Source organism: Sinorhizobium sp. P24N7 (assembly GCF_042436655.1).
Classification (GTDB): Bacteria; Pseudomonadota; Alphaproteobacteria; order Rhizobiales; family Rhizobiaceae; genus Sinorhizobium; species Sinorhizobium meliloti_A.
The window spans coordinates 313,538-336,345 of record NZ_JBHMIW010000006.1; the positions used below are offsets into that span (position 1 = coordinate 313,538).

Annotated in this window: 21 protein-coding genes and 1 pseudogene; 17 read left to right on the forward strand and 5 right to left on the reverse strand. The window is 63.7% G+C overall.

Annotated elements, in window-relative coordinates; all coding sequences use genetic code 11:
- Positions 1 to 41: 41 nt before the first annotated feature.
- Positions 42 to 638, forward strand: a complete 597-nt coding sequence (msrA, locus tag ACFHWW_RS12940; RefSeq protein WP_275597211.1) for a peptide-methionine (S)-S-oxide reductase MsrA — start codon at positions 42 to 44, stop codon at positions 636 to 638.
- Between the two features lie 175 nt (positions 639 to 813).
- Here the strand turns inward: msrA and ACFHWW_RS12945 are convergent, their stop codons facing one another.
- From ACFHWW_RS12945 to ACFHWW_RS12965, 5 genes are all read right to left on the reverse strand, one after another.
- Positions 814 to 1,221: a hypothetical protein gene (locus ACFHWW_RS12945; protein WP_345774898.1), complete on the reverse strand. Its 408-nt coding sequence runs from the start codon at positions 1,219 to 1,221 to the stop codon at positions 814 to 816.
- Complete coding sequence (locus tag ACFHWW_RS12950) at positions 1,193 to 1,456, reverse strand: type II toxin-antitoxin system prevent-host-death family antitoxin (protein WP_275597212.1); 264 nt, start codon at positions 1,454 to 1,456, stop codon at positions 1,193 to 1,195. The genes ACFHWW_RS12945 and ACFHWW_RS12950 overlap by 29 nt, the downstream gene beginning before the upstream one ends.
- A gap of 209 nt (positions 1,457 to 1,665) precedes the next feature.
- Complete coding sequence (locus ACFHWW_RS12955) at positions 1,666 to 2,307, reverse strand: ThuA domain-containing protein (RefSeq protein WP_018097300.1); 642 nt, start codon at positions 2,305 to 2,307, stop codon at positions 1,666 to 1,668.
- 22 nt (positions 2,308 to 2,329) lie between these two features.
- The gene (locus ACFHWW_RS12960; RefSeq protein ID WP_379938555.1) at positions 2,330 to 3,430 is read right to left on the reverse strand and encodes a Gfo/Idh/MocA family protein; all 1,101 of its coding nucleotides are present in this window, start codon (positions 3,428 to 3,430) and stop codon (positions 2,330 to 2,332) included.
- Positions 3,431 to 3,472: 42 nt separating this feature from the next.
- Positions 3,473 to 4,678 (reverse strand): ROK family protein, encoded by a 1,206-nt coding sequence (locus ACFHWW_RS12965; RefSeq protein ID WP_379938557.1) that lies wholly within the window; start codon positions 4,676 to 4,678, stop codon positions 3,473 to 3,475.
- Between the two features lie 229 nt (positions 4,679 to 4,907).
- Here ACFHWW_RS12965 and ACFHWW_RS12970 point away from each other — a divergent pair, with 229 nt between their 5' ends.
- The 16 genes and pseudogenes from ACFHWW_RS12970 to lpdA all read left to right on the forward strand — a co-directional run bounded on the left by ACFHWW_RS12970 (position 4,908) and on the right by lpdA (position 22,771).
- A complete protein-coding gene (locus ACFHWW_RS12970; RefSeq protein ID WP_379938559.1) occupies positions 4,908 to 6,212 on the forward strand; it encodes an ABC transporter substrate-binding protein in 1,305 nt (434 codons plus the stop codon).
- Positions 6,213 to 6,290: 78 nt separating this feature from the next.
- Positions 6,291 to 7,229, forward strand: coding sequence for a carbohydrate ABC transporter permease (locus tag ACFHWW_RS12975; RefSeq protein WP_100672789.1), 939 nt, complete (start codon positions 6,291 to 6,293; stop codon positions 7,227 to 7,229).
- Complete coding sequence (locus ACFHWW_RS12980) at positions 7,222 to 8,070, forward strand: carbohydrate ABC transporter permease (RefSeq protein WP_018097295.1); 849 nt, start codon at positions 7,222 to 7,224, stop codon at positions 8,068 to 8,070. Before ACFHWW_RS12975 ends, ACFHWW_RS12980 begins: the two co-directional genes overlap by 8 nt.
- A gap of 36 nt (positions 8,071 to 8,106) precedes the next feature.
- Positions 8,107 to 9,177 carry an ABC transporter ATP-binding protein gene (locus tag ACFHWW_RS12985; protein WP_100672790.1) on the forward strand — a complete coding sequence of 357 codons (1,071 nt, stop codon included), beginning with the start codon at positions 8,107 to 8,109 and terminating at the stop codon, positions 9,175 to 9,177.
- A 195-nt stretch (positions 9,178 to 9,372) separates the two neighbouring features.
- The gene (locus ACFHWW_RS12990; RefSeq protein ID WP_018097293.1) at positions 9,373 to 9,912 is read left to right on the forward strand and encodes a protease inhibitor Inh/omp19 family protein; all 540 of its coding nucleotides are present in this window, start codon (positions 9,373 to 9,375) and stop codon (positions 9,910 to 9,912) included.
- Positions 9,913 to 9,974: 62 nt separating this feature from the next.
- A pseudogene (locus ACFHWW_RS12995) lies at positions 9,975 to 10,118 on the forward strand (transcriptional regulator); the annotation flags it as partial.
- 41 nt (positions 10,119 to 10,159) lie between these two features.
- The gene (gene zapE / locus ACFHWW_RS13000) at positions 10,160 to 11,314 is read left to right on the forward strand and encodes a cell division protein ZapE (RefSeq protein ID WP_379938562.1); all 1,155 of its coding nucleotides are present in this window, start codon (positions 10,160 to 10,162) and stop codon (positions 11,312 to 11,314) included.
- Positions 11,315 to 11,497: 183 nt separating this feature from the next.
- Positions 11,498 to 12,460 (forward strand): malate dehydrogenase, encoded by a 963-nt coding sequence (mdh, locus tag ACFHWW_RS13005; protein WP_018097290.1) that lies wholly within the window; start codon positions 11,498 to 11,500, stop codon positions 12,458 to 12,460.
- A gap of 33 nt (positions 12,461 to 12,493) precedes the next feature.
- The gene (gene sucC, locus ACFHWW_RS13010; protein ID WP_379938564.1) at positions 12,494 to 13,690 is read left to right on the forward strand and encodes an ADP-forming succinate--CoA ligase subunit beta; all 1,197 of its coding nucleotides are present in this window, start codon (positions 12,494 to 12,496) and stop codon (positions 13,688 to 13,690) included.
- A gap of 6 nt (positions 13,691 to 13,696) precedes the next feature.
- Positions 13,697 to 14,599, forward strand: a complete 903-nt coding sequence (gene sucD / locus ACFHWW_RS13015) for a succinate--CoA ligase subunit alpha (RefSeq protein WP_003530262.1) — start codon at positions 13,697 to 13,699, stop codon at positions 14,597 to 14,599.
- A gap of 278 nt (positions 14,600 to 14,877) precedes the next feature.
- On the forward strand, positions 14,878 to 17,874 hold the full coding sequence (locus tag ACFHWW_RS13020; RefSeq protein WP_018097288.1) for a 2-oxoglutarate dehydrogenase E1 component: 2,997 nt from the start codon (positions 14,878 to 14,880) through the stop codon (positions 17,872 to 17,874).
- A 114-nt stretch (positions 17,875 to 17,988) separates the two neighbouring features.
- A complete protein-coding gene (odhB, locus tag ACFHWW_RS13025) occupies positions 17,989 to 19,245 on the forward strand; it encodes a 2-oxoglutarate dehydrogenase complex dihydrolipoyllysine-residue succinyltransferase (protein ID WP_018097287.1) in 1,257 nt (418 codons plus the stop codon).
- A gap of 189 nt (positions 19,246 to 19,434) precedes the next feature.
- Positions 19,435 to 20,079, forward strand: coding sequence for a LysE family transporter (locus ACFHWW_RS13030; RefSeq protein WP_018097286.1), 645 nt, complete (start codon positions 19,435 to 19,437; stop codon positions 20,077 to 20,079).
- Positions 20,079 to 20,579, forward strand: a complete 501-nt coding sequence (locus ACFHWW_RS13035) for a hypothetical protein (RefSeq protein ID WP_379938637.1) — start codon at positions 20,079 to 20,081, stop codon at positions 20,577 to 20,579. The genes ACFHWW_RS13030 and ACFHWW_RS13035 overlap by 1 nt, the downstream gene beginning before the upstream one ends.
- A complete protein-coding gene (locus ACFHWW_RS13040) occupies positions 20,576 to 21,328 on the forward strand; it encodes an SDR family oxidoreductase (RefSeq protein ID WP_379938568.1) in 753 nt (250 codons plus the stop codon). The genes ACFHWW_RS13035 and ACFHWW_RS13040 overlap by 4 nt, the downstream gene beginning before the upstream one ends.
- A 36-nt stretch (positions 21,329 to 21,364) precedes the next feature.
- Positions 21,365 to 22,771 (forward strand): dihydrolipoyl dehydrogenase, encoded by a 1,407-nt coding sequence (lpdA, locus tag ACFHWW_RS13045; RefSeq protein ID WP_379938570.1) that lies wholly within the window; start codon positions 21,365 to 21,367, stop codon positions 22,769 to 22,771.
- Positions 22,772 to 22,808 lie beyond the last annotated feature (37 nt).

The window sequence follows — 22,808 nt, forward strand, 5'->3', positions numbered from 1 at the left end:
AGCCAGGCAGTTAGGTAATAGCCGAGGATGGAGGGCCGCCGATGCTTCGCCTGCTGCTCGGTTTTCTCGTCACTTGTTTCCTGCTGCTGCCGGCGCGGGCGGCAGAACCGCAATATGCTATCTTCGCCGGCGGCTGCTTCTGGTGCGTCGAGAGCGACTTCGACGCCGTGCCCGGCGTTCTCGAAACGATCTCCGGCTATGCCGGCGGCAAGAGCGCGAACCCCACCTATGAAGATTATGCGACGGGTGGACACCGCGAGGTGGTGCGCGTGAAGTTCGACCCGGACCGGGTCTCCTATGCGGCGCTCGTCGGCGTCCTGTTCCGTACGACGGACCCGACGGATGACGGTGGCCAGTTCTGCGACCGGGGCTTCGCCTACACGACCGCGATCTATGCGCTGAACGAGCGGCAGGCGATGGACGCGAAGGCGGAAAAGATCAAGGCCGAGGCGGAGCTCGGCCGGCCGATCGTCACGCCCGTCGAAGGCGCAGCGAAATTCTGGCCGGCGGAAGACTACCATCAGGACTTCGGCAAGCGGAACCCGATCCGCTACTGGTACTATCGCAACGGCTGCGGCAGGAACCGAACGGTCGAGAAGCTCTGGGGCGATCGCGCCTATGCAGGCGTCGATCATTGATCGATTGCCCCTCATCCGCCCGTCGGCATCCTGCATAAGAAATGTTGTATAGGATCTCGGAATGCAACTGGCCGGTTTGCTTTCGCGCCTGGCCTCTCTTCAAGCCCATTTGCGGGCAGCCCGCGTCAATGCGTTTCTCAAGGCGCGCTCCTTCGCTGTCCGGAAGGCATCCTTTCTACTTTCGGATGACAACGCGCAGACGGCGTTGTGCCGCCGCTTGCTTGATCAGGGTGGCCACCTTGCGAACGAAAGCCGGACTGAAGGTGCCGATCGGCGTTGTCGACGCGAGATCATAGGCTTCGTCGAGACGGAGCAGATTGTACTCGTCCAGGATCAGCCAGGACGGGAAACGGAGCCCGCCACGGCGGCATTCGATTTCGCTGACGGTAATGTGGGCGATCGACGGATCCGGACTCCGTGAGGTGATCGGGAACAAAAACAGCTTCACCGGCTCCGTCGGTGTCTTCACCAAAAGGCAAACCGGCCGCTCCTTGCGGCCCGATTCCTCACCGTCGCCGGCTTGCCTCGCCCAAAGATAGTAGCAGCGAAGGACGTCACCGGCCTTGAACATCGTCGTGGTCATCGCTGGCAATGATCGCATCGAGGCCGGTCATGAGTTCATCATGAATATCGTCCGGCGCATTCTCGAGCGTGTAGGCGGCTGCGTGAGGTCGGCCAACCAGTTTCTGATACTGAGCAGCGGACAGGATGACGAGCTTTTCCTTTCCGCGCTTGGTAAGCGCTACGGGCTCGATCAACGCTGCCTCGAGGATCTCGCCGGACGCGCGATTCATTTCGCTGAAAGTGAATTGCTTCATCTGCGTCGCTCCGTTCCCAATATACGTAAAATACGTAAATTATGCGGCTACGTCCAGCGCTGAGTTGCCCCGTGGCCCGACTTGGTGAGCGCGTCAAACTGCGGCTCGATGTCCTCCGCCACTGCAGGCTTCTCCGGGCTGCATCGTAGACCTCGAGGGAGCGCCATCGACGAGCGCGGCGGACCCCGGTCGATCCGCCGTATCCCCCGTCAGCGCGCAGCCCAATTCGCGCCGCGGCGGAAGATCGTGCGCATCTCGGGCACCTCGAATTCCTTGGCCACATGGCCGAGCGAGGAGTAGAAGACCCGGCCCTTCCCATGCTTGCGCTTCCAGACCACCGGCATCGTCACGCCTTCGATCCAGGAGGCATGCTCGCCGGAGAAGGTGGTCGTCGCCAGCACCTCGTTGGACGGATCGACATGCATGTAATATTGCTCCGAGGTATAGGGAAAATCGGAGATGCCCTCCATCAGCGGATCGTCGGGGCGCGTGATGTTCACGCGATAATCGATGATGTTGCCCGGGTGGGCCACCCACTGGCCGCCGATTATGAACTGGTATTCGACGCTCTCGCGGAAGGCGTCACCCGCGCCGCCGTGATAGCCGGCGATACCGACGCCGCCCTCGACGGCCGCGGCAAGATTCTTTACCTCTTCCTTCTCGATCTTCGACATCGTCATGATCGGAACGATCAGCGACAGGTCGTGGATCGACGGATCGGCGAAGGCTTCGGTCGTGTGTTCCAGATAGACCTTGAACCCGTCCTCCTGCAGCATGTCGCGGATGATATGGGCGCATTCCTGCGGCTCGTGCCCGCTCCAGCCGCCCCAGACGATCAGTGCCTCGCGCATTCTCATTCCTCCTCAAATTAGACTAGCGGCCGATGCGGCCGTCGACGAGCGATTGCGATAGAGGGGCCGGCCGCTCGGCCTTCGTGCTGATGCTGACGGTGGAACCGGTATCGGCCGCCTTGTGGAACGCTTCCATGACCTCCAGCACGTGCAAGGCGAGGTCTCCGTTTGCCCGGTGCGGCCGGCCCGAGCGGATGGCATGTGCCATGTCGGCGACCCCGATCGAGCGGTAGTTGCCGTCGGCATAGGGCTCGCTCGTCGCGGTCTGCTCGAAGGTGCCGCCCTTTTTCAGTAGCTCGATCTGGCCGCCGAAATGGTTGGGATCCGGGACGATCAGCGTGCCCTCGGTTCCATAGAGCTCGAGAGGCACATGCCTGTGGCCCGCCACATCGAAGCTCATGCCGATCTGCACGACGGCTCCATTCTCGAAGGCCATGATGCCGGCGACATGGGTCGGCACGCGCACGGGGATGCGTTTGCCGTTGCGCGCCTCGCTGGTGATGGTCCGCTCCTTCCGTGCCGCCGTGGCAAATCCGGCAACCTTGGCCACGGGGCCAAGGAGGTTGACGAGGTCGGTGATGTAGTAGGGACCCATATCGAGCATGGGCCCGCCGCCGACGTCGTAATAGAAGTCCGGATTGGGATGCCAGCGCTCGTGACCCGGGCACATGAACGTGGCGGTGCCGCCGACGGGCGTGCCGAGCACGCCCGAATCGACGATTGCGCGCGCCGTCTGATGCGAGCCGCCGAGAAAAGTGTCCGGGGCGGCGCCGATCCGCAGGCCTTTCTCGCGAGCCAGCGCCACCAGCTTGCGTCCGTCAGCGAAGTCGGTGGCGAGCGGCTTTTCGGAATAGGTGTGCTTGCCGGCCTCGAGGGCCTGCATGGCGACGGCCACGTGCGCCTTCGGCACGGTCAGGTTGACGATGAGCTCGATCGACGGATCCGCGAGGAGATCGGCGACGCTGCGGGGCTCGACCTTGAACTCCGCCGCGCGCTCTTCGGCAAGGTTGCGGTTCAGGTCGGCGATGCCGCGGATGTCGAGGATCGGAAAGGCTGCCATCGCCTTCAGATAAGCCGACGAGATGTTGCCGCAGCCGATGATGCCGATACCGAGTTTTTCCATCAGTCTCCTCCCGAAATGGATACATAAGTTCGGCGCAGCGCATCAAAGGGCCGGCGCCGGTCCGGTCGTCCCCCAGGGGGACTCGTAGAGTTCGCAGAGCGCCACGACCGCCGCCCCCTGGGCCCAGGTCTCGTCGGCCGATTCGTCGAAGACGAGTTCGGCCACCGTCGAGATCGAGGGCGGGATCGCGTTCTGAAAGGACCGGCGGATGCTCTCCACGAAAACGGTGCCGAGCGACAGGCTCGAACCGACGATGACGACGCGCGGCGGTCCGAACAGCGTGACGATGTTGGCGACGGCGAGCCCGACCGCTTCTCCGGCCCGCGAGGCGGCCGTGGTCAGCGCTTCGTCGTCGGCCGCGATCAGCATCTGCGCATGCGTCATGCCCCGTCCGAGGCGCACCGCCTCGGCGAATCGCCCGTCCATCGGGTGTTCGCCGAGAATCGCGTTCTCCCCGGCGAGCGTCGAAAGGCGCACGGTACGGCTCTCGCGGACGCCGAGCACAAGATCGCCGAGATTGTGGCTCAGGCCCCCGGCGCCTCGGAAAAGCTGGCCGCCATGCAGCACGCCGAGCCCGAGGGTCTGCTCCAGCGAAACGAGAACCATGTCGTCGAGGTCGCGGGCGCGCCCGAACCAGTGATGGGCAAGCGTGATGGCGTGCGCGTCGCTCTCGACGATGGTCGGGACGTTGAGCCTGCTCGTCATTTCGCTTGCGAAGTCGACGTCCGTTTCCCGGAAGATCGGGCTGGAGCGGACGTGACCGGTGCGGTGTTCGACCACGCCCGGCAGGCCGATGCAGATCGAATCGATGTCGTCGAGCGAAAGGTCGGCGTCGACCACGCAGCGGCGCACGCCGTCCTCGATCAGATCGGCGATGACGGCGATCGGCTGGCGGTCGACCCGGATCGGCAATGTCAGGTCGGAGAGTACCTCGCCGCGAAAGTTGGTGACGGCGAAAACCATACGATTGGCGGCGATCTTGGCACCGACGACGCGAGCGGCCTCCGGGTCGAGCTCCAGCATGACGCGCGGGCGGCCCCTTGCGGCAGCGTTGCGGATATCGCCCTCGTGCCGGGTCAGGATGAGGCCATCGTCAAGCAGCGACGCGGTGATCGCGGAAACGGTGGTCGTGGACAGTTCGGTGCGTTCGCTGATCTCGACACGTGAAATGGGGCCGTGCCGGCGTATCGTATCGAGCACGTTGAAGCGATTTATCGCGCGCATCAGTTCGGGATCGGCGGTCTTCATCGGTCTTCAGTATGCTCGCATGCTGGATTGGCTGGCTGGGCGGGTCAGATTATTTAGCAGGAATACGAATTAAATAACGGGCAATTAGCGCCTCCTGTCAAGCGGAGCTCCCGAAATATTCGCGACGACTGTTGACATTTGCCGGCATCTCCTCTGAATTAATCCGCATCGGGGACAAAATGAAGAGGACGTTTTGCCCCCTTTGAAGGAGTTTGGGAGGAGAAAAATGATGATGCTCGAACGCGGGTCGGCGCCTCTGCGCGCCATCAGACTTTCCGCGCTTGCTGCCGTAGCCGGCATGGCGCTTCTCTTCGATGCGAGCCACGCATCCGCCGATACGGTGGTCAGGTGGCTTCATCTGGAGACTGTTCCGGCCTATTTAAAGATGTGGGAGGACATCGCCGCAAAGTACGAATCGGAACATGCGGGCGTCGATATTCAGCTCCAGTTCCTGGAAAACGAGGCATTCAAGGCGAAGCTGCCGACGCTTCTGCAGTCGGACGACGCGCCCCATTTCTTCTATAGCTGGGGTGGCGGCGTGCTGAAGCAGCAATCCGAGACCGGGGCGCTCATGGATCTGACGGAGGCGATGCGCGCCGACGGCGGCGCCTGGGAGAAGAGCTACAATCCCGCTGCGCTCAAGGGCTTCACCTTTGGCGACAGAATTTATGCGGTTCCCTTCAAAATGGGAACGATCAGCTTCTTCTACAACAAGGAGCTCTTTCAGAAGGGTGGCGTCAAGGCCGAGGACATCAAGACCTGGGACGATTTCCTCACGGCCGTGAAGACGCTGAAGGAGGCCGGCATTACGCCGATCGCCGGCGGCGGCGGCGACAAGTGGCCGTTGCATTTCTACTGGAGCTACCTGGTCATGCGCAATGGCGGCCAGCAGGTTTTCGAGGATGCCAGGAACAATGAGGGCGAGGGCTTCCTGCATCCGTCGATCATCAAGGCCGGCGAGCAGCTCGCCGAACTCGGCAAGCTCGAGCCGTTCCAGGGCGGTTATCTCGGCGCGAGCTGGCCGCAGACGCTCGGCCTCTTCGGCGACGGCAAGGCGGCGATGATCCTGAGCTTCGAGACGACCGAAGCCACCCAGCGCGCCAATTCCGGCGACGGCAAGGGCCTCGCGCCAGAGAATATCGGCCGCTTTCCCTTCCCCGCCGTCGAGGGCGGGGCGGGTGCTGCCACCGACACACTGGGCGGTCTCAACGGCTGGGCGGTAACCAAAAATGCTCCGCCTGAAGCGCTGGATTTCCTGCGCTACCTGACCAATGCGGAAAACGAGCGGCTAATGGCGGGCATCGGCATGATCGTCCCGGCGGCGGCAGGGGCCGAGGATGGCGTCACCAACCCGCTGGTGCGGGCTTCGGCCGACCAGCTCGCGGCCTCTACCTGGCACCAGAACTATTTCGACCAGGATCTCGGCCCCTCCGTCGGCCGCGTCGTGAACGACGCTTCGGTCGAAATCGTCTCCGGACAGATGTCCTCGGAAGAGGCGGCCCGGATGATCCAGGACGCCCGCGAACTCGAATGAGTGCGTAAGCGAGGGCGGCGGGAGCTCCCGCTGCCCGGCTTTCCTTCGACCATCCGGAACGAAAGGTGCGAGGACCAGATGACCGACGCGACTGCGACGATCACCGCGGTGCCGGCCACGGCAAGCCGCAAGAAAGTGCGGTACAAGAGCCCGACCGTGCGCGGGCGCCTGCCGGTGCTCATCCTCTTTCTGCCGCCGGCCCTGCTGCTGTTCACGGTCTTCGTCATCCTGCCGATGGGAGAGGCGGCCTGGTACAGCCTCTATCGCTGGAACGGCTACGGAACCCCGACGCAGTTCGTGGGCCTGCGCAATTTCGAGGTGCTGTTCAACAATGCGGCCTTCTCGCGGGCGCTGATCAACAACGGCATCATCATTCTCGTTTCGGTGCTCCTGCAGATTCCGCTCGCCCTCTGGCTTGCTATGATGCTCGCGCACAGGATCGCCGGCGTCGTCGCCTTCCGGCTGATCTTCTTTCTGCCCTACGTGCTGGCGGATGTCGCGGCCGGGCTCATCTGGCGTTTCGTCTATGATGGCGACTACGGGCTCGTGGCCGCGGTCGCCGGCTTCTTCGGCGTCGCCACCCCCTACGTGCTCGCCGACCGCAGCCTTGCCATCTATGCGGTGCTTGCCGTGATCATCTGGAAGTATTTCGGCTTCCACATGATGCTGTTCATCGCCGGCCTGCAGGCCGTCGACAGGAGCGTGCTCGAAGCTGCCGAGATCGACGGAGCGACCGGTTGGCAGAAATTCCGTTACGTGACCCTGCCGCTCCTCGGCTCGACCGTCAGGCTGTCGATCTTCTTCGCCGTCATCGGATCGCTGCAGCTCTTCGACCTCGTCATGCCCCTCACGGGCGGCGGGCCGTCGAACTCGACGCAGACCATGGTGACCTTCCTCTACACCTACGGCGTCACCCGCATGCAGGTGGGGCTCGGAAGCGCGGTCGGCGTGGTCCTCTTCGTCATCTGCGTCACGCTCGCTTTCGGCTACAAACGGATATTCATGCGCCATGACTGACACGACTTCTTCCGTTCGCATGACCGCAGCCACCCGCCTCTATCTCTACGTGTCGCTGTCGCTGGTGGCGATGCTGGTCCTGCTGCCCCTGGTCACCACGGCGCTCGGCGGCTTCAAGTCGCTCGGCGATCTGCGCGTCAATCCTTTCGGCCTGCCTTCCGAATGGCTGTGGTCGAACTATCTCGATATCCTTTTCGGCGACCGCTACTGGCGGCAGATGCTGAACTCGCTGTTCATCGCGGCCATAACGGTGGCGCTGACCGTCATCGTTTCGGCCATGGCCGCCTTCACCTTCGCCCATGTCAGGTTCTTCGGTTCGAACCATTTGCTGAACTACTTCCTGATCGGGCTCATGTTCCCGGCGGCAACGGCGATCCTGCCGCTCTTCATCCGCATCCGCGATCTCGGCCTGCTCGACACCTATTGGGGCGTGATCCTGCCTCAGGTCGCCTTCGGCCTCGGCATGAGCATCCTGCTTTTCCGCAATTATTTCCGGAACCTGCCGGAAGAACTCTTCCAGGCCGCCTTCGTCGACGGCTGCGGCTACATCCGCTTCTTCTGGTACATTTCCCTTCCGCTTTCCCGCCCCATCGTCTCGACGGTCGGCATCATCACCTTCGTGCATAGCTGGAACAGCTACATCCTGCCGCTGATCATGCTGAACACGGAGGCGAAATATCCCTGGCCACTCGGCATCATGGTCTATCGCGGCGAGTTCGGCACCGATTGGCAGCTCGTGCTCGCCTTCATCACGCTGACGATCCTGCCGACGGTGATCGTCTTCTTTCTCGCCCAGAAGCACATCATCGCAGGCCTGACGGCCGGCGCGGTGAAATCCTGAGCCCTTTCCTGACGCGTCGTTCCAAGGAGAAAGCACATGGCATCCGTCGAACTCAGGGACATCCGCAAGAGCTATGCTGCGCTCGAGGTGGTCCACGGCGTGTCTCTCTCGATCGCGGAGGGCGAATTCATCGCGCTCGTCGGTCCGTCCGGCTGCGGCAAATCCACGTTGCTGCGCATGATCGCCGGATTGGAAGAGATCAGCGACGGCGAGGTGCTGATCGGCGGCAAGGTGGTCAATCCGCTGACGCCGCGCGAGCGCAACATCGCCATGGTCTTCCAGTCCTACGCGCTCTACCCGCACATGTCGGTGGCCGAGAACATGGGCTTCAACCTCAAGCTCTCCGGTCTCCCGCGTCCCGAGATCGACAGAAAGGTCAGCGAGGCGGCGCGCATGCTGGCGCTGACGGAGCTTCTCGATCGCAAGCCGAGCCAGCTTTCCGGCGGCCAGCGCCAGCGCGTCGCCATGGGCCGCGCGATCGTCCGCGACCCGGCCGTCTTCCTGTTCGACGAACCGCTCTCCAATCTCGATGCCAAGCTCCGGGTGCAGATGCGCACCGAGATCAAGGCCTTGCACCAGAAGGTCGCCACCACCTCGATCTACGTGACCCACGACCAGATCGAGGCGATGACGCTCGCCGACCGCATCGTCGTCTTGAACGGCGGCAGGATCGAGCAGGTGGGCACGCCGCTGGAGCTCTATCGCACGCCCGCCAACCTCTTCGTCGCGGGTTTCATCGGTTCGCCGGCCATGAACGTGCTCGACGGAACGGTCGATGCCGATGACGGGGAGCCGGCGGTGCGCCTCGGCGACGGGTCGGCGATCCGCATCGCGCCCGAGCGCAAGGTGCGGCCCGGGCAGGCGGTCCGGATCGGACTGCGCCCGGAACATTTCGTCGCGGGCGGGGAGGGCAATGCCATTGCCGGCCAGACGCTGCTGGTCGAGCCGACCGGTGCCCAGACGCACGTGCTTTTCGAATTTGCCGGCGAACAGATAACCGCCGTCGTCGACGGCGACCACCCCGCCCGCCATGGTTCCCTCTTCAAGGCGGCGATGGACCGCAGCCAGGTCTATGTCTTCGACAGGCAGACGGGCGCGGCACTGTGAGCATTACACCCGGCTGTCCGCCGGGGGCGGGCCATGTCCGTGTGAAGGCACATGCGAGCGAATCCGCCGGGCGTCTCAATCCTGCAACTGCCGGACGCGAAATGGCTTGCCTTGATTTGAAAGGTGGTTTTGCTGTAATTCGGCCTATATTATCGCGTTGCGTTATGGTTCGCGGACAATGTCGGGGGTAAAGATATGCGGGTTTCACATGCGGCGGCCGGGTTGGCGGTTGTACTTGCGCTAGCCGGATGCCAGCGGACGTCCTTCGGTGGTTTCGGGTCTCAGGATGTTTCTCGCGCTCCCGCTCCCCTGCAGGCGCAGCCCGTACCTTCCGTCTCCGCGGGGCAACTGCCGCCTCCGGCGGGGGCGTCGCAGTTCCCGGCCGCACCGACGACGGGCACCGCAGCGCCCGGCGCGGCGGCCGGCACGGAAGTGGCCGCAGCCACCAATGCCCTCGACGTAACGAAGGAGTCGATGGTCGGCAACTGGCGCGTTTCGAGCGCCGGCAGTTCCTGCGACATGTTCCTGACCCTCACCAATCTCGGCAGCGGTTCGCGCGGCGGCACGCGCGGCTGCGCCGGCGAGCTGACGGCCATGGGATCCTGGGAAGTGGCGGGCAAGCAGGTCGTGCTCAAGGACCGCAGCGGCAATCCGATCGCCCGGCTCTACAAGACGGCCGATGCGCGCTTCGACGGCTCGACCAATGGCGGGCAGCCGGTCAGCCTCAGCCGCTAGCGCGGAGGAGAAGTGTGTGCGGTTTCGCCCGCATCCCGCATCTCAACTTGCAAGAATCGATCACGACCGGCGATACGGCTCTGCGGCTTTCCAAGGCCTTTGGTACGACGCCGGAATTCTGGATTAATCTCCAAAGCCATTATGAACTGGAACGCGCGCGTGATGCCGCAGGTGATCTGAGCATTTCTCCGCTTCACGCCGCATGATGGACCAAAGCCGCAAAACCACGAAACGATAGAAGCGCATCGTGCTCAATCCCGACGACAGCATTCTTCGCAAGCTCGAGGCGCTCGTTGCCGCCGGCGAGCGGCAGCGCGACCCGGCTCAATTCGCAATCGCAAGACGGCTAGACAGCCTGACGGCAAAGCTCCTGGCGAGCCGCCCCTCGCGCAAGACCAATGCGCTCGGCTGGCTCTTTGCGGCGCGCAAAAAGGACCAGCCGCCGGTCAAGGGCCTCTATATCCACGGCGGCGTCGGGCGCGGCAAGACCATGCTGATGGACATGTTCTTCGACGCTGTACCGATCCAGCGCAAGCGCCGCGCCCATTTCCACGAATTCATGGCCGATGTGCATGAGCGCATCTACCGGCACCGGCAGAAGCTCAAGAACGGCGAGACGAAGCAGGCCGATCCGATCCCGCCCGTCGCTTCCGATCTCTTCGGCGAAGCGCGGCTTCTGTGTTTCGACGAGTTCACCGTCACCGACATCGCCGATGCGATGATACTGGCGCGGCTCTTCGGCGAACTGTTCGCCAAGGGCTGCGTGCTTGTCGCGACCTCAAACGTCGAGCCGGACAATCTCTATCGCGACGGCCTCAATCGCGGTCTCTTCCTGCCGTTCATCGATCTTCTGAAGGCGAATGCCGAGATCATCCCGCTCGACACGGAAACGGATTATCGTCTGGGCAAGACCGATGGCACGCCCGTGTGGCTGTCGCCGCTCGGGCCCGAAACGGAAGCCGCCATGGATCGCGCCTGGTATCGTGAAACGGGCGGAGCGCCGGTCGCCTCGGCCGAGATCGGCCGCAAGGGGCGCACGATCCGCGTGCCGGCGGCCGCCGGCCGGGCCGCGCGATTCACCTTTGCAGACCTGTGCGCGCAGCCGCTCGGCGCCGCCGACTACCTTGCCATCGTCGCGCAGTACAGCACCATCTTCCTCGACCACGTTCCGCATCTCGGGCCGCACCTGCGCAACGAGACGAAGCGCTTCATCATCCTGGTCGACGCTCTCTATGATCAGGGCGCCCGCCTGTTCGCCTCGGCTGACGCCGAACCGCAGCATCTGCTGACCGCCAGGAAGGGCACCGAAGGCTTCGAATTCGACCGTACGGTTTCGCGTCTCATCGAGATGCAAAGCCAGGATTACGCTGCGGCTCACCCGCACAATTCAGCGGCGGAATGACGGTCAGGCGACAACAATTCTTACGTTTACGTAAGAATTTTACGATCTAACCGATTGAATTTGCTCTGCCCAAAAGTATCGATTGATATTTTTCACTTTGCCGTTTAAGGGCTTTCGGCGAAGGTTTGGCGTTTGCCGCGTTTCAGGCCTTGATCATTTTGGGATCACAAAGGAAGCACTTTCATGGCGCGCAACAAGATCGCACTTATCGGTTCGGGGATGATTGGTGGCACGCTGGCGCATCTCGCCGGCCTGAAGGAACTGGGCGACATCGTCCTCTTCGACATTGCCGACGGCATTCCCCAGGGCAAGGGCCTCGACATCGCGCAGTCCTCTCCGGTCGAGGGCTTCGATGCATCGATGACCGGTGCGAGCGACTATTCCGCGATCGAGGGCGCCGACGTCTGCATCGTCACCGCCGGCGTGCCGCGCAAGCCCGGCATGAGCCGCGACGATCTGCTCGGCATCAACCTCAAGGTCATGGAACAGGTCGGCGCCGGCATCAAGAAATACGCTCCGAACGCCTTCGTCATCTGCATCACCAACCCGCTCGACGCCATGGTCTGGGCGCTGCAGAAGTTCTCCGGCCTGCCGAAGAACAAGGTCGTCGGCATGGCCGGCGTGCTCGACTCTTCGCGCTTCCGGCTCTTCCTTGCGGAGGAGTTCAACGTCTCGGTCAAGGACGTCACCGCTTTCGTGCTCGGCGGCCATGGCGACACCATGGTGCCCCTCGCGCGCTATTCGACCGTCGCCGGCATTCCGCTGCCCGACCTGATCCAGATGGGCTGGACCACCAAGGAAAAGCTCGACCAGATCATTCAGCGCACCCGTGACGGCGGCGCCGAGATCGTCGGCTTGCTCAAGACCGGCTCGGCCTATTATGCGCCGGCCGCCTCGGCGATCGAAATGGCCGAGGCCTACCTCAAGGACAAGAAGCGCGTGCTGCCCTGCGCCGCTCATCTCTCCGGCCAGTATGGCGTCAAGGACATGTATGTCGGCGTGCCCACCGTGATCGGCGCCGGCGGCATCGAGCGCATCATCGAGATCGACCTCAACAAGGGCGAGAAGGAAGCCTTCGACAAGTCGGTCGCGGCCGTCGCCGGCCTTTGCGAAGCGTGCATCAACATCGCACCCAGCCTGAAGTAACCGCCATCCGGCCTATCAGACAGGAAAGAACCCATGAACATCCATGAATACCAGGCCAAGGCTCTGTTGAAGAGCTATGGCGCGCCGGTCGCGGAAGGCGTCGCGATCTTCTCCGCCGACGAGGCCGAAGCGGCTGCGAAGAAGCTGCCGGGACCGCTTTACGTGGTGAAGAGCCAGATTCATGCCGGCGGCCGCGGCAAGGGCAAGTTCAAGGAACTCGGCCCCGACGCCAAGGGCGGCGTGCGCCTGGCCAAGTCGGTGGACGAGGTCGTCGCCAATGCCAAGGACATGCTCGGCAATACGCTGGTGACCAAGCAGACCGGTCCGACCGGCAAGCAGGTCAACCGCCTCTATATCGAGGACGGCGCCGATATCGACCGCGAACTCTATCTCTCGATCCTCGTCGACCGCTCCGTGGGCCGGGTGGCCTTCGTCGTTTCGACCGAGGGCGGCATGGACATCGAAGCGGTCGCCGAACATACGCCGGAGAAGATCGTCACCGTCGCGATCGATCCGGAAAAGGGTGTGACCGCTGAAAATCTGAAGACGCTCGCCGACGCGCTGAAGCTCGAAGGCGAAGCGCGCGCCGATGCCGAGAAGCTCTTCCCGATCCTCTACAAGGCATTCGTCGAAAAGGACATGAGCCTGCTCGAGGTCAATCCGCTGATCGTCATGACGAACGGCCGGATGCGCGTCCTCGACGCCAAGGTCTCCTTCGACGGCAACGCCCTCTTCCGCCATGAGGACGTGGTCGCGCTGCGCGACACGACGGAAGAGGACGACAAGGAAATCGAGGCGTCGAAATACGACCTCGCCTATGTCGCCCTGGACGGCAATATCGGCTGTATGGTCAACGGCGCCGGTCTCGCAATGGCGACGATGGACATCATCAAGCTCTACGGCGCCGAGCCTGCGAACTTCCTCGATGTCGGCGGCGGTGCCTCGAAGGAAAAGGTCACCCAGGCCTTCAAGATCATCACGGCCGATCCGGCGGTGAAGGGCATCCTCGTCAACATCTTCGGCGGCATCATGAAATGCGATGTCATCGCCGAGGGCGTGCTTGCAGCGGTCAAGGAAGTCGGCCTCAAGGTGCCGCTCGTCGTGCGCCTGGAAGGCACCAATGTCGAGCTCGGCAAGAAGATCATCAATGAATCGGGCCTCAACGTGATTTCCGCCGATGATCTGGACGACGCCGCCCAGAAGATCGTTGCAGTCGTGAAGGGAGCCTGAGGTTTCATGTCCATCCTGATCAACAAAGACACCAAGGTTCTCGTTCAGGGCCTCACCGGCAAGACCGGTACCTTCCACACCGAGCAGGCACTCGCCTATAACGGCACCAAGATGGTCGGCGGCATTCACCCGAAGAAGGGCGGCGAGACCTGGACCGGTGCCAAGGGCGAGCAACTGCCGATCTTCGCGACGGTCGCCGAAGGCCGCGATGCGACCGGCGCCAACGCTTCCGTGATCTATGTCCCGCCGGCCGGTGCCGCTGCGGCGATCATCGAAGCGATCGATGCGGAAATCCCGCTCATCGTCTGCATCACCGAGGGCATTCCAGTCGCCGACATGGTGAAGGTCAAGGCCCGGCTCGAAAAGTCGTCTTCGCGCCTCATCGGCCCGAACTGCCCGGGCGTGCTGACGCCGGACGAGTGCAAGATCGGCATCATGCCGGGCAACATCTTCCGCAAGGGTTCGGTCGGCGTGCTTTCGCGCTCCGGCACGCTGACCTACGAGGCGGTGTTCCAGACCACCAATGAAGGCCTCGGCCAGACGACGGCAGTCGGCATCGGCGGCGACCCGGTCAAGGGCACCGAGTTCATCGACGTGCTGGAAATGTTCCTCGCAGACGACGAGACCAAGTCGATCATCATGATCGGCGAGATCGGCGGCTCGGCCGAAGAGGAAGCGGCGCAGTTCCTGAAGGACGAGGCGAAGCGCGGCCGCAAGAAGCCGATGGTCGGCTTCATCGCGGGCCGTACCGCGCCTCCCGGCCGCACGATGGGCCATGCCGGCGCCGTCATCTCCGGCGGCAAGGGTGGTGCGGAAGACAAGATTGCGGCGATGGAATCGGCCGGGATCCGCGTCTCGCCTTCGCCCGCACGCCTCGGCAAGACGCTGGTCGAAGTCCTGAAGGGCTGACGAACAATCCCACGGCGCCCGCGCGTCCTGCCGGACGCATAAAGGTCGCCGTGGCACTTTGCAGCGGGGCGGCGGCCATGCCGCCCCAATGGAGCCACGAAAGATACGATGATGAGCGTCAAGTCCGGTGCAGATGGCGAACAGCCGGAACCGGGCCGACGCAGCCGGAACGACGCGCCTGACCGTTGAAGGCGCCGATCCGGCAGAAGGCAAACACGACCGGGACAACCCGGCACACCAACTTAAGTCAGGAGGCGGGCTGAAGTCCGCGATAGACCATGACAAGGCAAGAGGCCAACGAGCAATTCCAGCTCACATCCTTTCTGGACGGCGCCAATGCCGCCTATATCGAGCAGCTCCATGCGCGCTATGAAGCGGACCCCTCATCCGTTTCGGCCGAGTGGCAGTCCTTCTTCAAGGCGCTTGCCGACCGGCCCGAAGATGTGGTGAGGGCGGCCAAGGGCGCCTCCTGGAAGAAGCAGAACTGGCCGATTCCCGCCAATGGCGAACTCGTCTCGGCCCTCGACGGCGACTGGGGCACAGTCGAGAAGGTCATCGAAAAAAAGGTCAAGGCCAAGGCCGAGGAGGCCGCAGCCGCTGCCGGCGTGGCGCTCAGCGAGGCCGAGGTGCATCAGTCGACGCGCGATTCCGTCCGCGCCATCATGATGATCCGCGCCTATCGCATGCGCGGCCACCTGCACGCCAAGCTCGACCCGCTCGGCCTTGCGGATCCGGTCGAGGATTATGACGAACTCTCCCCGAAGACCTACGGCTTCGAAGAGAAGGACTACGACCGCAAGATCTTCATCGACAACGTGCTCGGCCTCGAATATGCGACCGTGCGCGAGATGGTCGAGATCCTCGAGCGGACCTATTGTTCGACGATCGGTGTCGAATTCATGCATATGTCCAACCCGGAAGAGAAGGGCTGGATACAGGAACGCATCGAAGGCCCGGACAAGGGCGTCGAATTCACCCCCGAGGGCAAGAAGGCGATCCTGCAGAAGCTCATCGAGGCGGAAGGCTTCGAGCAGTTCATCGACGTCAAGTACAAGGGCACCAAGCGCTTCGGGGTCGACGGCGGCGAATCCCTGATCCCGGCGCTCGAGCAGATCATCAAGCGCGGTGGCCAGCTCGGCCTCAAGGAGATCGTGCTGGGCATGGCGCATCGCGGCCGCCTCAACGTTCTCTCGCAGGTCATGGCAAAGCCGCACCGCGCCATCTTCCACGAGTTCAAGGGCGGCTCCTATACGCCCGATGACGTGGAAGGCTCCGGCGACGTCAAATATCACCTGGGCGCTTCCTCGGACCGCGAGTTCGACGGCAACAAGGTCCACCTGTCGCTGACGGCAAACCCGTCGCATCTCGAGATCGTCAATCCGGTCGTCATGGGCAAGGCGCGCGCCAAGCAGGACCAGATGGCGACCGTATTCGAAGGCGACATCATTCCGCTGCGCGAACGCGTCAAGGTCATGCCGCTGATCCTGCACGGCGACGCGGCCTTTGCCGGCCAGGGTGTGGTCGCCGAAATTCTCGGCCTCTCCGGCCTGCGCGGGCATCGTGTCGGCGGCACGGTGCATTTCATCATCAACAACCAGATCGGCTTCACCACGAACCCGGCCTTCTCGCGTTCCTCGCCCTATCCGTCGGACGTGGCGAAGATGATCGAGGCGCCGATCTTCCACGTGAACGGTGACGATCCGGAAGCGGTGGTCTATGCGGCCAAGGTCGCGACCGAATTCCGGATGAAGTTCCACAAGCCGGTGGTCATCGACATGTTCTGCTACCGCCGCTTCGGTCACAACGAGGGCGACGAGCCGGCGTTCACGCAGCCGAAGATGTACAAGGCGATCCGTGCGCACAAGACCGTCGTCCAGCTCTATTCGGACCGGCTGATCGCCCAGGGCCTGATCAGCGAAGGCGAAGTCGAGAAGATGAAGGCCGATTGGCGCGCCCATCTCGAACAGGAATTCGAGGCGGGTCAGTCCTACAAGCCGAACAAGGCCGACTGGCTCGACGGCGCCTGGTCGGGCCTGCGCACGGCCGACAACCAGGATGAGCAGCGCCGCGGCCGCACCTCGGTGCCGATGAAGCAGTTGAAGGAGGTCGGTCGCAAGCTGTCCGAAATTCCGGCCGGCTTCAGCGCGCACCGCACCATCCAGCGCTTCATGGAAAACCGCGCCAACATGATCCAGACCGGCGAGGGCATCGACTGGGCGATGGCGGAAGCGCTCGCCTTCGGTACGCTCGTGACCGAGGGCACCAAGATCCGCCTGTCCGGTCAGGATTGCGAGCGCGGCACCTTTTCCCAGCGCCATTCGGTTCTCTACGATCAGGAGACCGAAGAGCGCTACATTCCGCTCGCCAACCTGTCGCCGACCCAGGCACGCTACGAGGTCATCAACTCGATGCTCTCGGAAGAGGCCGTCCTCGGCTTCGAATACGGCTATTCGCTCGCTCGCCCGAACGCCCTGACGCTCTGGGAAGCCCAGTTCGGCGACTTCGCCAACGGCGCGCAGGTGGTCTTCGACCAGTTCATCTCGTCGGGTGAGCGCAAGTGGCTGCGCATGTCGGGCCTCGTCTGCCTGCTGCCGCACGGCTACGAGGGTCAGGGGCCGGAGCATTCCTCCGCCCGGCTGGAACGGTTCCTGCAGCTTTGCGCGGAAGACAACATGCAGGTCGCCAACGTCACGACCCCGGCGAACTATTTCCACATCCTGCGCCGTCAGGTGAAGCGCGATTTCCGCAAGCCGCTGATCCTGATGACGCCGAAGTCGCTGCTGCGTCACAAGCGGGCGGTCTCCAGCCTGTCGGAAATGGCCGGCGAGAGCTCCTTCCACCGTCTCCTCTGGGACGATGCCGAGGTCATCAAGGACGGTCCGATCAAGCTGCAGAAGGATTCGAAGATCCGTCGCGTCGTCATGTGCTCGGGCAAGGTCTATTACGACCTTCTGGAGGAGCGCGAGAAGCGCGGCATCGACGACATCTACCTGCTGCGCGTCGAGCAGCTCTATCCGTTCCCGGCCAAGGCGCTCATCAACGAGCTCAGCCGCTTCCGCAACGCGGAGATGGTCTGGTGCCAGGAAGAGCCGAAGAACATGGGCGCCTGGGCATTCATCGATCCCTATCTGGAGTGGGTCCTTGCCCATATCGATGCCAAGTACCAGCGGGTGCGCTATACCGGCCGTCCGGCCGCCGCTTCGCCGGCGACCGGCCTGATGTCCAAGCATCTGGCCCAGCTTGCCGCCTTCCTCGAGGATGCGCTGGGTGGCTGACCAAGCCCTCACGGTCTGCCGCTCGCTGACGCGCTTTCAGCGTAGCGGTTTTCCGTCCGGGAGCGCGTAACTCAAAGAGCTAGAAACAGAAATCTGATCAACGGAACAAAACTCATGGCAACAGAAATCCGCGTTCCCACCCTTGGCGAATCCGTCAGCGAAGCGACCGTCGGCACCTGGTTCAAGAAGGTCGGCGACGCGATCAAGGCCGACGAGCCGATCCTCGAGCTCGAGACCGACAAGGTGACGATCGAAGTCCCGGCCCCGGCCGCCGGCACGCTCAGCGAAATCGTCGCGCAGGCGGGTGAAACCGTCGGCCTCGGCGCGCTGCTCGGCCAGATCTCCGAGGGCGGCGCGGGTGCTGCCGCCGCTGCGCCGGCTGCGGCCGAGAAGAAGCCTGAACCTGCGGCGGCTACCGCTGCTCCGGCTGCGGCCGCACAGCCGGCCGCCGCTGCCGCGACGCAGACGTCCACGTCGATGCCGCCGGCACCGGCGGCTGCCAAGCTCATGGCCGAGAACAGTCTTTCCGCCGATCAGATCGACGGCTCGGGCAAGCGTGGCCAGGTGCTGAAGGGTGACGTGCTCGCGGCCGTCGCCAAGGGCATTTCGGCTCCGGCTGCAGCCGAGCCGGCCAAGATCCAGGCCCGCGCGCCGGCACCGGCGGAAGATGCCTCTCGCGAAGAGCGCGTGAAGATGACCCGCCTGCGGCAGACGATCGCCCGGCGCTTGAAGGACGCGCAGAACACCGCGGCTATGCTCACCACCTATAACGAGGTGGACATGAGCGCCGTCATGAGCCTGCGCTCGAAGTACAAGGACATCTTCGAGAAGAAGCACGGCGTGAAGCTCGGCTTCATGGGCTTCTTCACCAAGGCCGTGACGCATGCGCTGAAGGAGTTGCCGGCTGTCAACGCCGAGGTCGACGGCACCGAGATCATCTACAAGAACTTCTGCCACGTCGGCGTCGCCGTCGGTACGGACAAGGGCCTCGTCGTGCCGGTCGTGCGCGATGCCGACCAGATGTCGATCGCCGAAATCGAGAAGGAAATCGGCCGTCTCGGCAAGGCAGCGCGTGACGGAACGCTGGCCATGGCCGACATGCAGGGCGGCACCTTCACCATCTCCAACGGCGGCGTCTACGGTTCGCTGATGTCCTCGCCGATCCTCAACGCTCCGCAATCGGGCATCCTCGGCATGCACAAGATCCAGGACCGCCCGGTCGCGATCGGCGGTCAGGTCGTCATCCGGCCGATGATGTATCTGGCGCTCTCCTACGATCACCGCATCGTCGACGGCAAGGAAGCGGTGACCTTCCTCGTGCGCGTCAAGGAAAGCCTCGAGGATCCGGAACGCCTGGTGCTGGATCTCTAGATCGCGGTGATTTAGGCCGGGTCGGCCTGAATGGCGGGGGCCGTGTGCCCCCGTTTCCATCTCCACCGATGCCCGGACCGGGACGCACGTCTGACGGGCATCGACAGCCACGGAACCAGAGGTTAGGTTTTGGGGGCACGCTATGCGCGCATCCCGGACAGTTGGGCATCGTAAGCACCGGTCGCAACCATGATGAGCTATCTGATCGAACTCGCTTCGCTAATGGCGATCTTCACCTTCGCCATCGTTTCGCCCGGCGCCGACCTCGCCATGGTGCTGCGCCAATCGCTGGTGCACGGCCGCCGCGCGGCGATCGTCACCTCCTTCGGCATCGGCGCGTCGCTGATGTTCCACGTGACCTACACCATTCTCGGCCTCGGGCTGATCATCTCGCAGTCGATCTACCTCTTCAACATCGTCAAGTGGTGCGGCGTCGCCTACCTGATCTACATCGGCATCAAAGCCCTTCGCGCCGGCCAGACGGAAATCGCGGTCGAGGCAGCGGCCGAGACCGGCGAAGCCCGCAGGCAGCAGTCGGCGCTGAAGGCCTTCGGCCTCGGCTTTGCCGCCAACGCGCTCAATCCCAAGGCGGTCTTCTTCTTCCTGTCCATCTTCTCGACGGTCGTCAGCGCCCATACGCCGATGACGGTCAAGTTCGGCTATGGCTTCGTCATGGCGAGCGCGCTGATCCTCTGGTTCGTCGGGGTCAGCCTGTTCATGACGACGCCGCGGATGCGGGCGGCCTTCACGCGCGCGAGCAAATGGATCGACCGGGCGAGCGGCATGGTCTTCATCGCTCTCGGACTGAAGCTGGCGACGGAAAAGGCCGCGTGATGATCGGCGGCCGCAACGTTCTCTTCGCTTCGCTTATGCTTTCGGCAGCACCGGCCCTTGCGGACGAGTGCACCCAGGCGCAGGCGGTCTACGCCGATCCGGCCGGAACCTATGAGCTGCGCTTCGAGCCCGTCGGATCGGAGGCAGCAGTCACCAGCAATCACTTCAAGATCAGGATCGGGGACACCGGCCTTCTGCTCGATGGCGTCGTGATGCAGTCCGGCGAACCGCTGCGGGCGAACGGGATCGTCATGAACGACTGCCCCACCGGCGACGTGACCGGCGCGGAACTCGAGGCCTGCACCGTCTGGCAGGGCCCGATCTATGCGGTCGACAAGGCCGGCCAGATCGGGCTGCTTCAGCCGGAGGACGCGCCCGCAGCCGATCGGATCCTGCTTCCGGATTTCGGACCGTCGCTGCGTGGATCGAGTGCCTGGGGCGAAGGCAAGGGGACCACCGACAGTTCGGATGTCTTCCAGTTCAAGGGGTGTGGATCATGAGCAGCGGACCTGTGCTTCTCGTCACCGGGGGCAGCCGCGGCATCGGCGCCGCGGTCGCGCTTGCCGCGGCCAAAGAAGGCTGGAGGGTCGCCGTCAACTATGCGTCCAGTCGCGATGCGGCCGAGGACGTGGTCCGCTGCATCGCGGAGGCCGGCGGCACGGCCGTTTCCGTCGAGGGCGACGTGGGCAGGGAAGAGGGGGTGAAGGCGATCTTTGCAGCCGTCGACACCGCCTTCGGCCGTCTCGACGGCCTCGTGAACAATGCCGGGATCATCGGTCCGCCGCAGCGCGTAGACGAGGTTTCGCCCGAGCGGATCGAGCGGCTGTTCCGCACCAACGTGACGGGCTCCATCCGTTGCGCCGCCGAGGCGGTGCTCCGGATGTCGACGCGCCACGGCGGGCGGGGCGGCTCGATCGTCAATCTCTCCTCCATCGCCGCCGTGCTTGGCGCGCCGGGGCAATATGTCGACTACGCCGCCACGAAGGGCGCGATCGACAGCTTCACGGTCGGCCTGGCGCGTGAAGTTGCCACAGAGGGCATACGCGTGAACGCGGTCCGGCCCGGCATCATCGATACGGAAATTCATGCCTCCGGCGGGCTGCCCGACCGCGCCCGCGACCTCGCACCCACGATCCCGATGCAGCGGCCCGGAACGGCCGGCGAGGTTGCCGATGCAATTCTCTATCTCCTGTCCGACAAGGCGACTTACGTGACGGGAACCATTCTCACCGTCAGTGGCGGGCGGTAGCCCTCCCAAGACCGTCCTCCCAAGAAGGATTATCAAATGGCCTATGATCTCATCGTTATCGGAAGCGGCCCCGGCGGCTATGTCTGCGCCATCAAGGCGGCGCAGCTCGGCATGAAGGTTGCCGTGGTCGAGAAGCGCAGCACCTATGGCGGCACATGCCTGAATGTCGGCTGCATCCCCTCCAAGGCGCTGCTGCATGCTTCCGAAATGTTCCATCAGGCGCAGCACGGCCTGGAGGCGCTGGGAGTCGAGGTCGCAAGCCCGAAGCTCAACCTTCAGAAGATGATGGCCCACAAGGACGCGACTGTTAAGTCCAATGTCGACGGCGTCTCCTTCCTCTTCAAGAAGAACAAGATCGACGGCTTCCAGGGTACCGGCAAGGTTCTCGGCCAGGGCAAGGTCTCGGTCACGAACGAAAACGGAGAGGAGCAGGAGCTCGAGGCGAAGAACGTCGTCATAGCCACCGGTTCGGATGTCGCCGGCATTCCGGGCGTGGAGGTCGCGTTCGACGAAAAGGTGATCGTCTCCTCGACCGGGGCGCTCGCGCTCGAAAAGGTCCCGGCGAGCATGATCGTCGTCGGCGGAGGCGTCATCGGCCTCGAGCTCGGCTCCGTCTGGGCGCGCCTCGGCGCAAAGGTGACCGTGGTCGAATTCCTCGACACGATTCTCGGCGGCATGGACGGCGAGGTTGCCAAGCAGCTTCAGCGGATGCTGACCAAGCAGGGCATCGACTTCAAACTCGGCGCCAAGGTGACCGGTGTCGTGAAATCCGGCGACGGTGCCAAGGTCACCTTCGAACCGGTTAAGGGCGGCGAGGCCACTGCGCTCGATGCCGAGGTCGTGCTCATCGCTACCGGACGCAAGCCCTCGACGGACGGCTTGGGTCTCGCCAAGGCGGGCGTCGTGCTCGATTCGCGCGGTCGCGTCGAGATCGACCAGCATTTTCAGACGAGCATCACCGGTGTCTATGCGATCGGCGACGTCGTGCGTGGGCCGATGCTGGCGCACAAGGCCGAGGACGAAGGCGTTGCCGTCGCCGAGATCATCGCAGGCCAGGCCGGGCATGTGAATTACGACGTCATTCCAGGCGTCGTCTATACCCAGCCCGAGGTCGCCTCCGTCGGCAAGACCGAGGAAGAGCTGAAGGCCGCGGGCGTCGCCTACAAGGTCGGCAAGTTCCCCTTCACCGCCAATGGCCGCGCCCGCGCCATGCTGCAGACGGACGGTTTCGTGAAGATCCTCGCGGACAAGGAGACCGACCGCGTGCTCGGCGGCCACATCATCGGCTTCGGCGCCGGCGAAATGATCCACGAGATCGCGGTGCTGATGGAGTTCGGCGGATCGTCGGAGGACCTCGGCCGCACCTGCCACGCCCATCCGACGATGTCTGAGGCGGTAAAGGAAGCGGCGCTCGCCACCTTCGCCAAGCCGATCCACATGTGATTATCGGGAGGGCCTGCCCTCCCACCGCATTGACCGG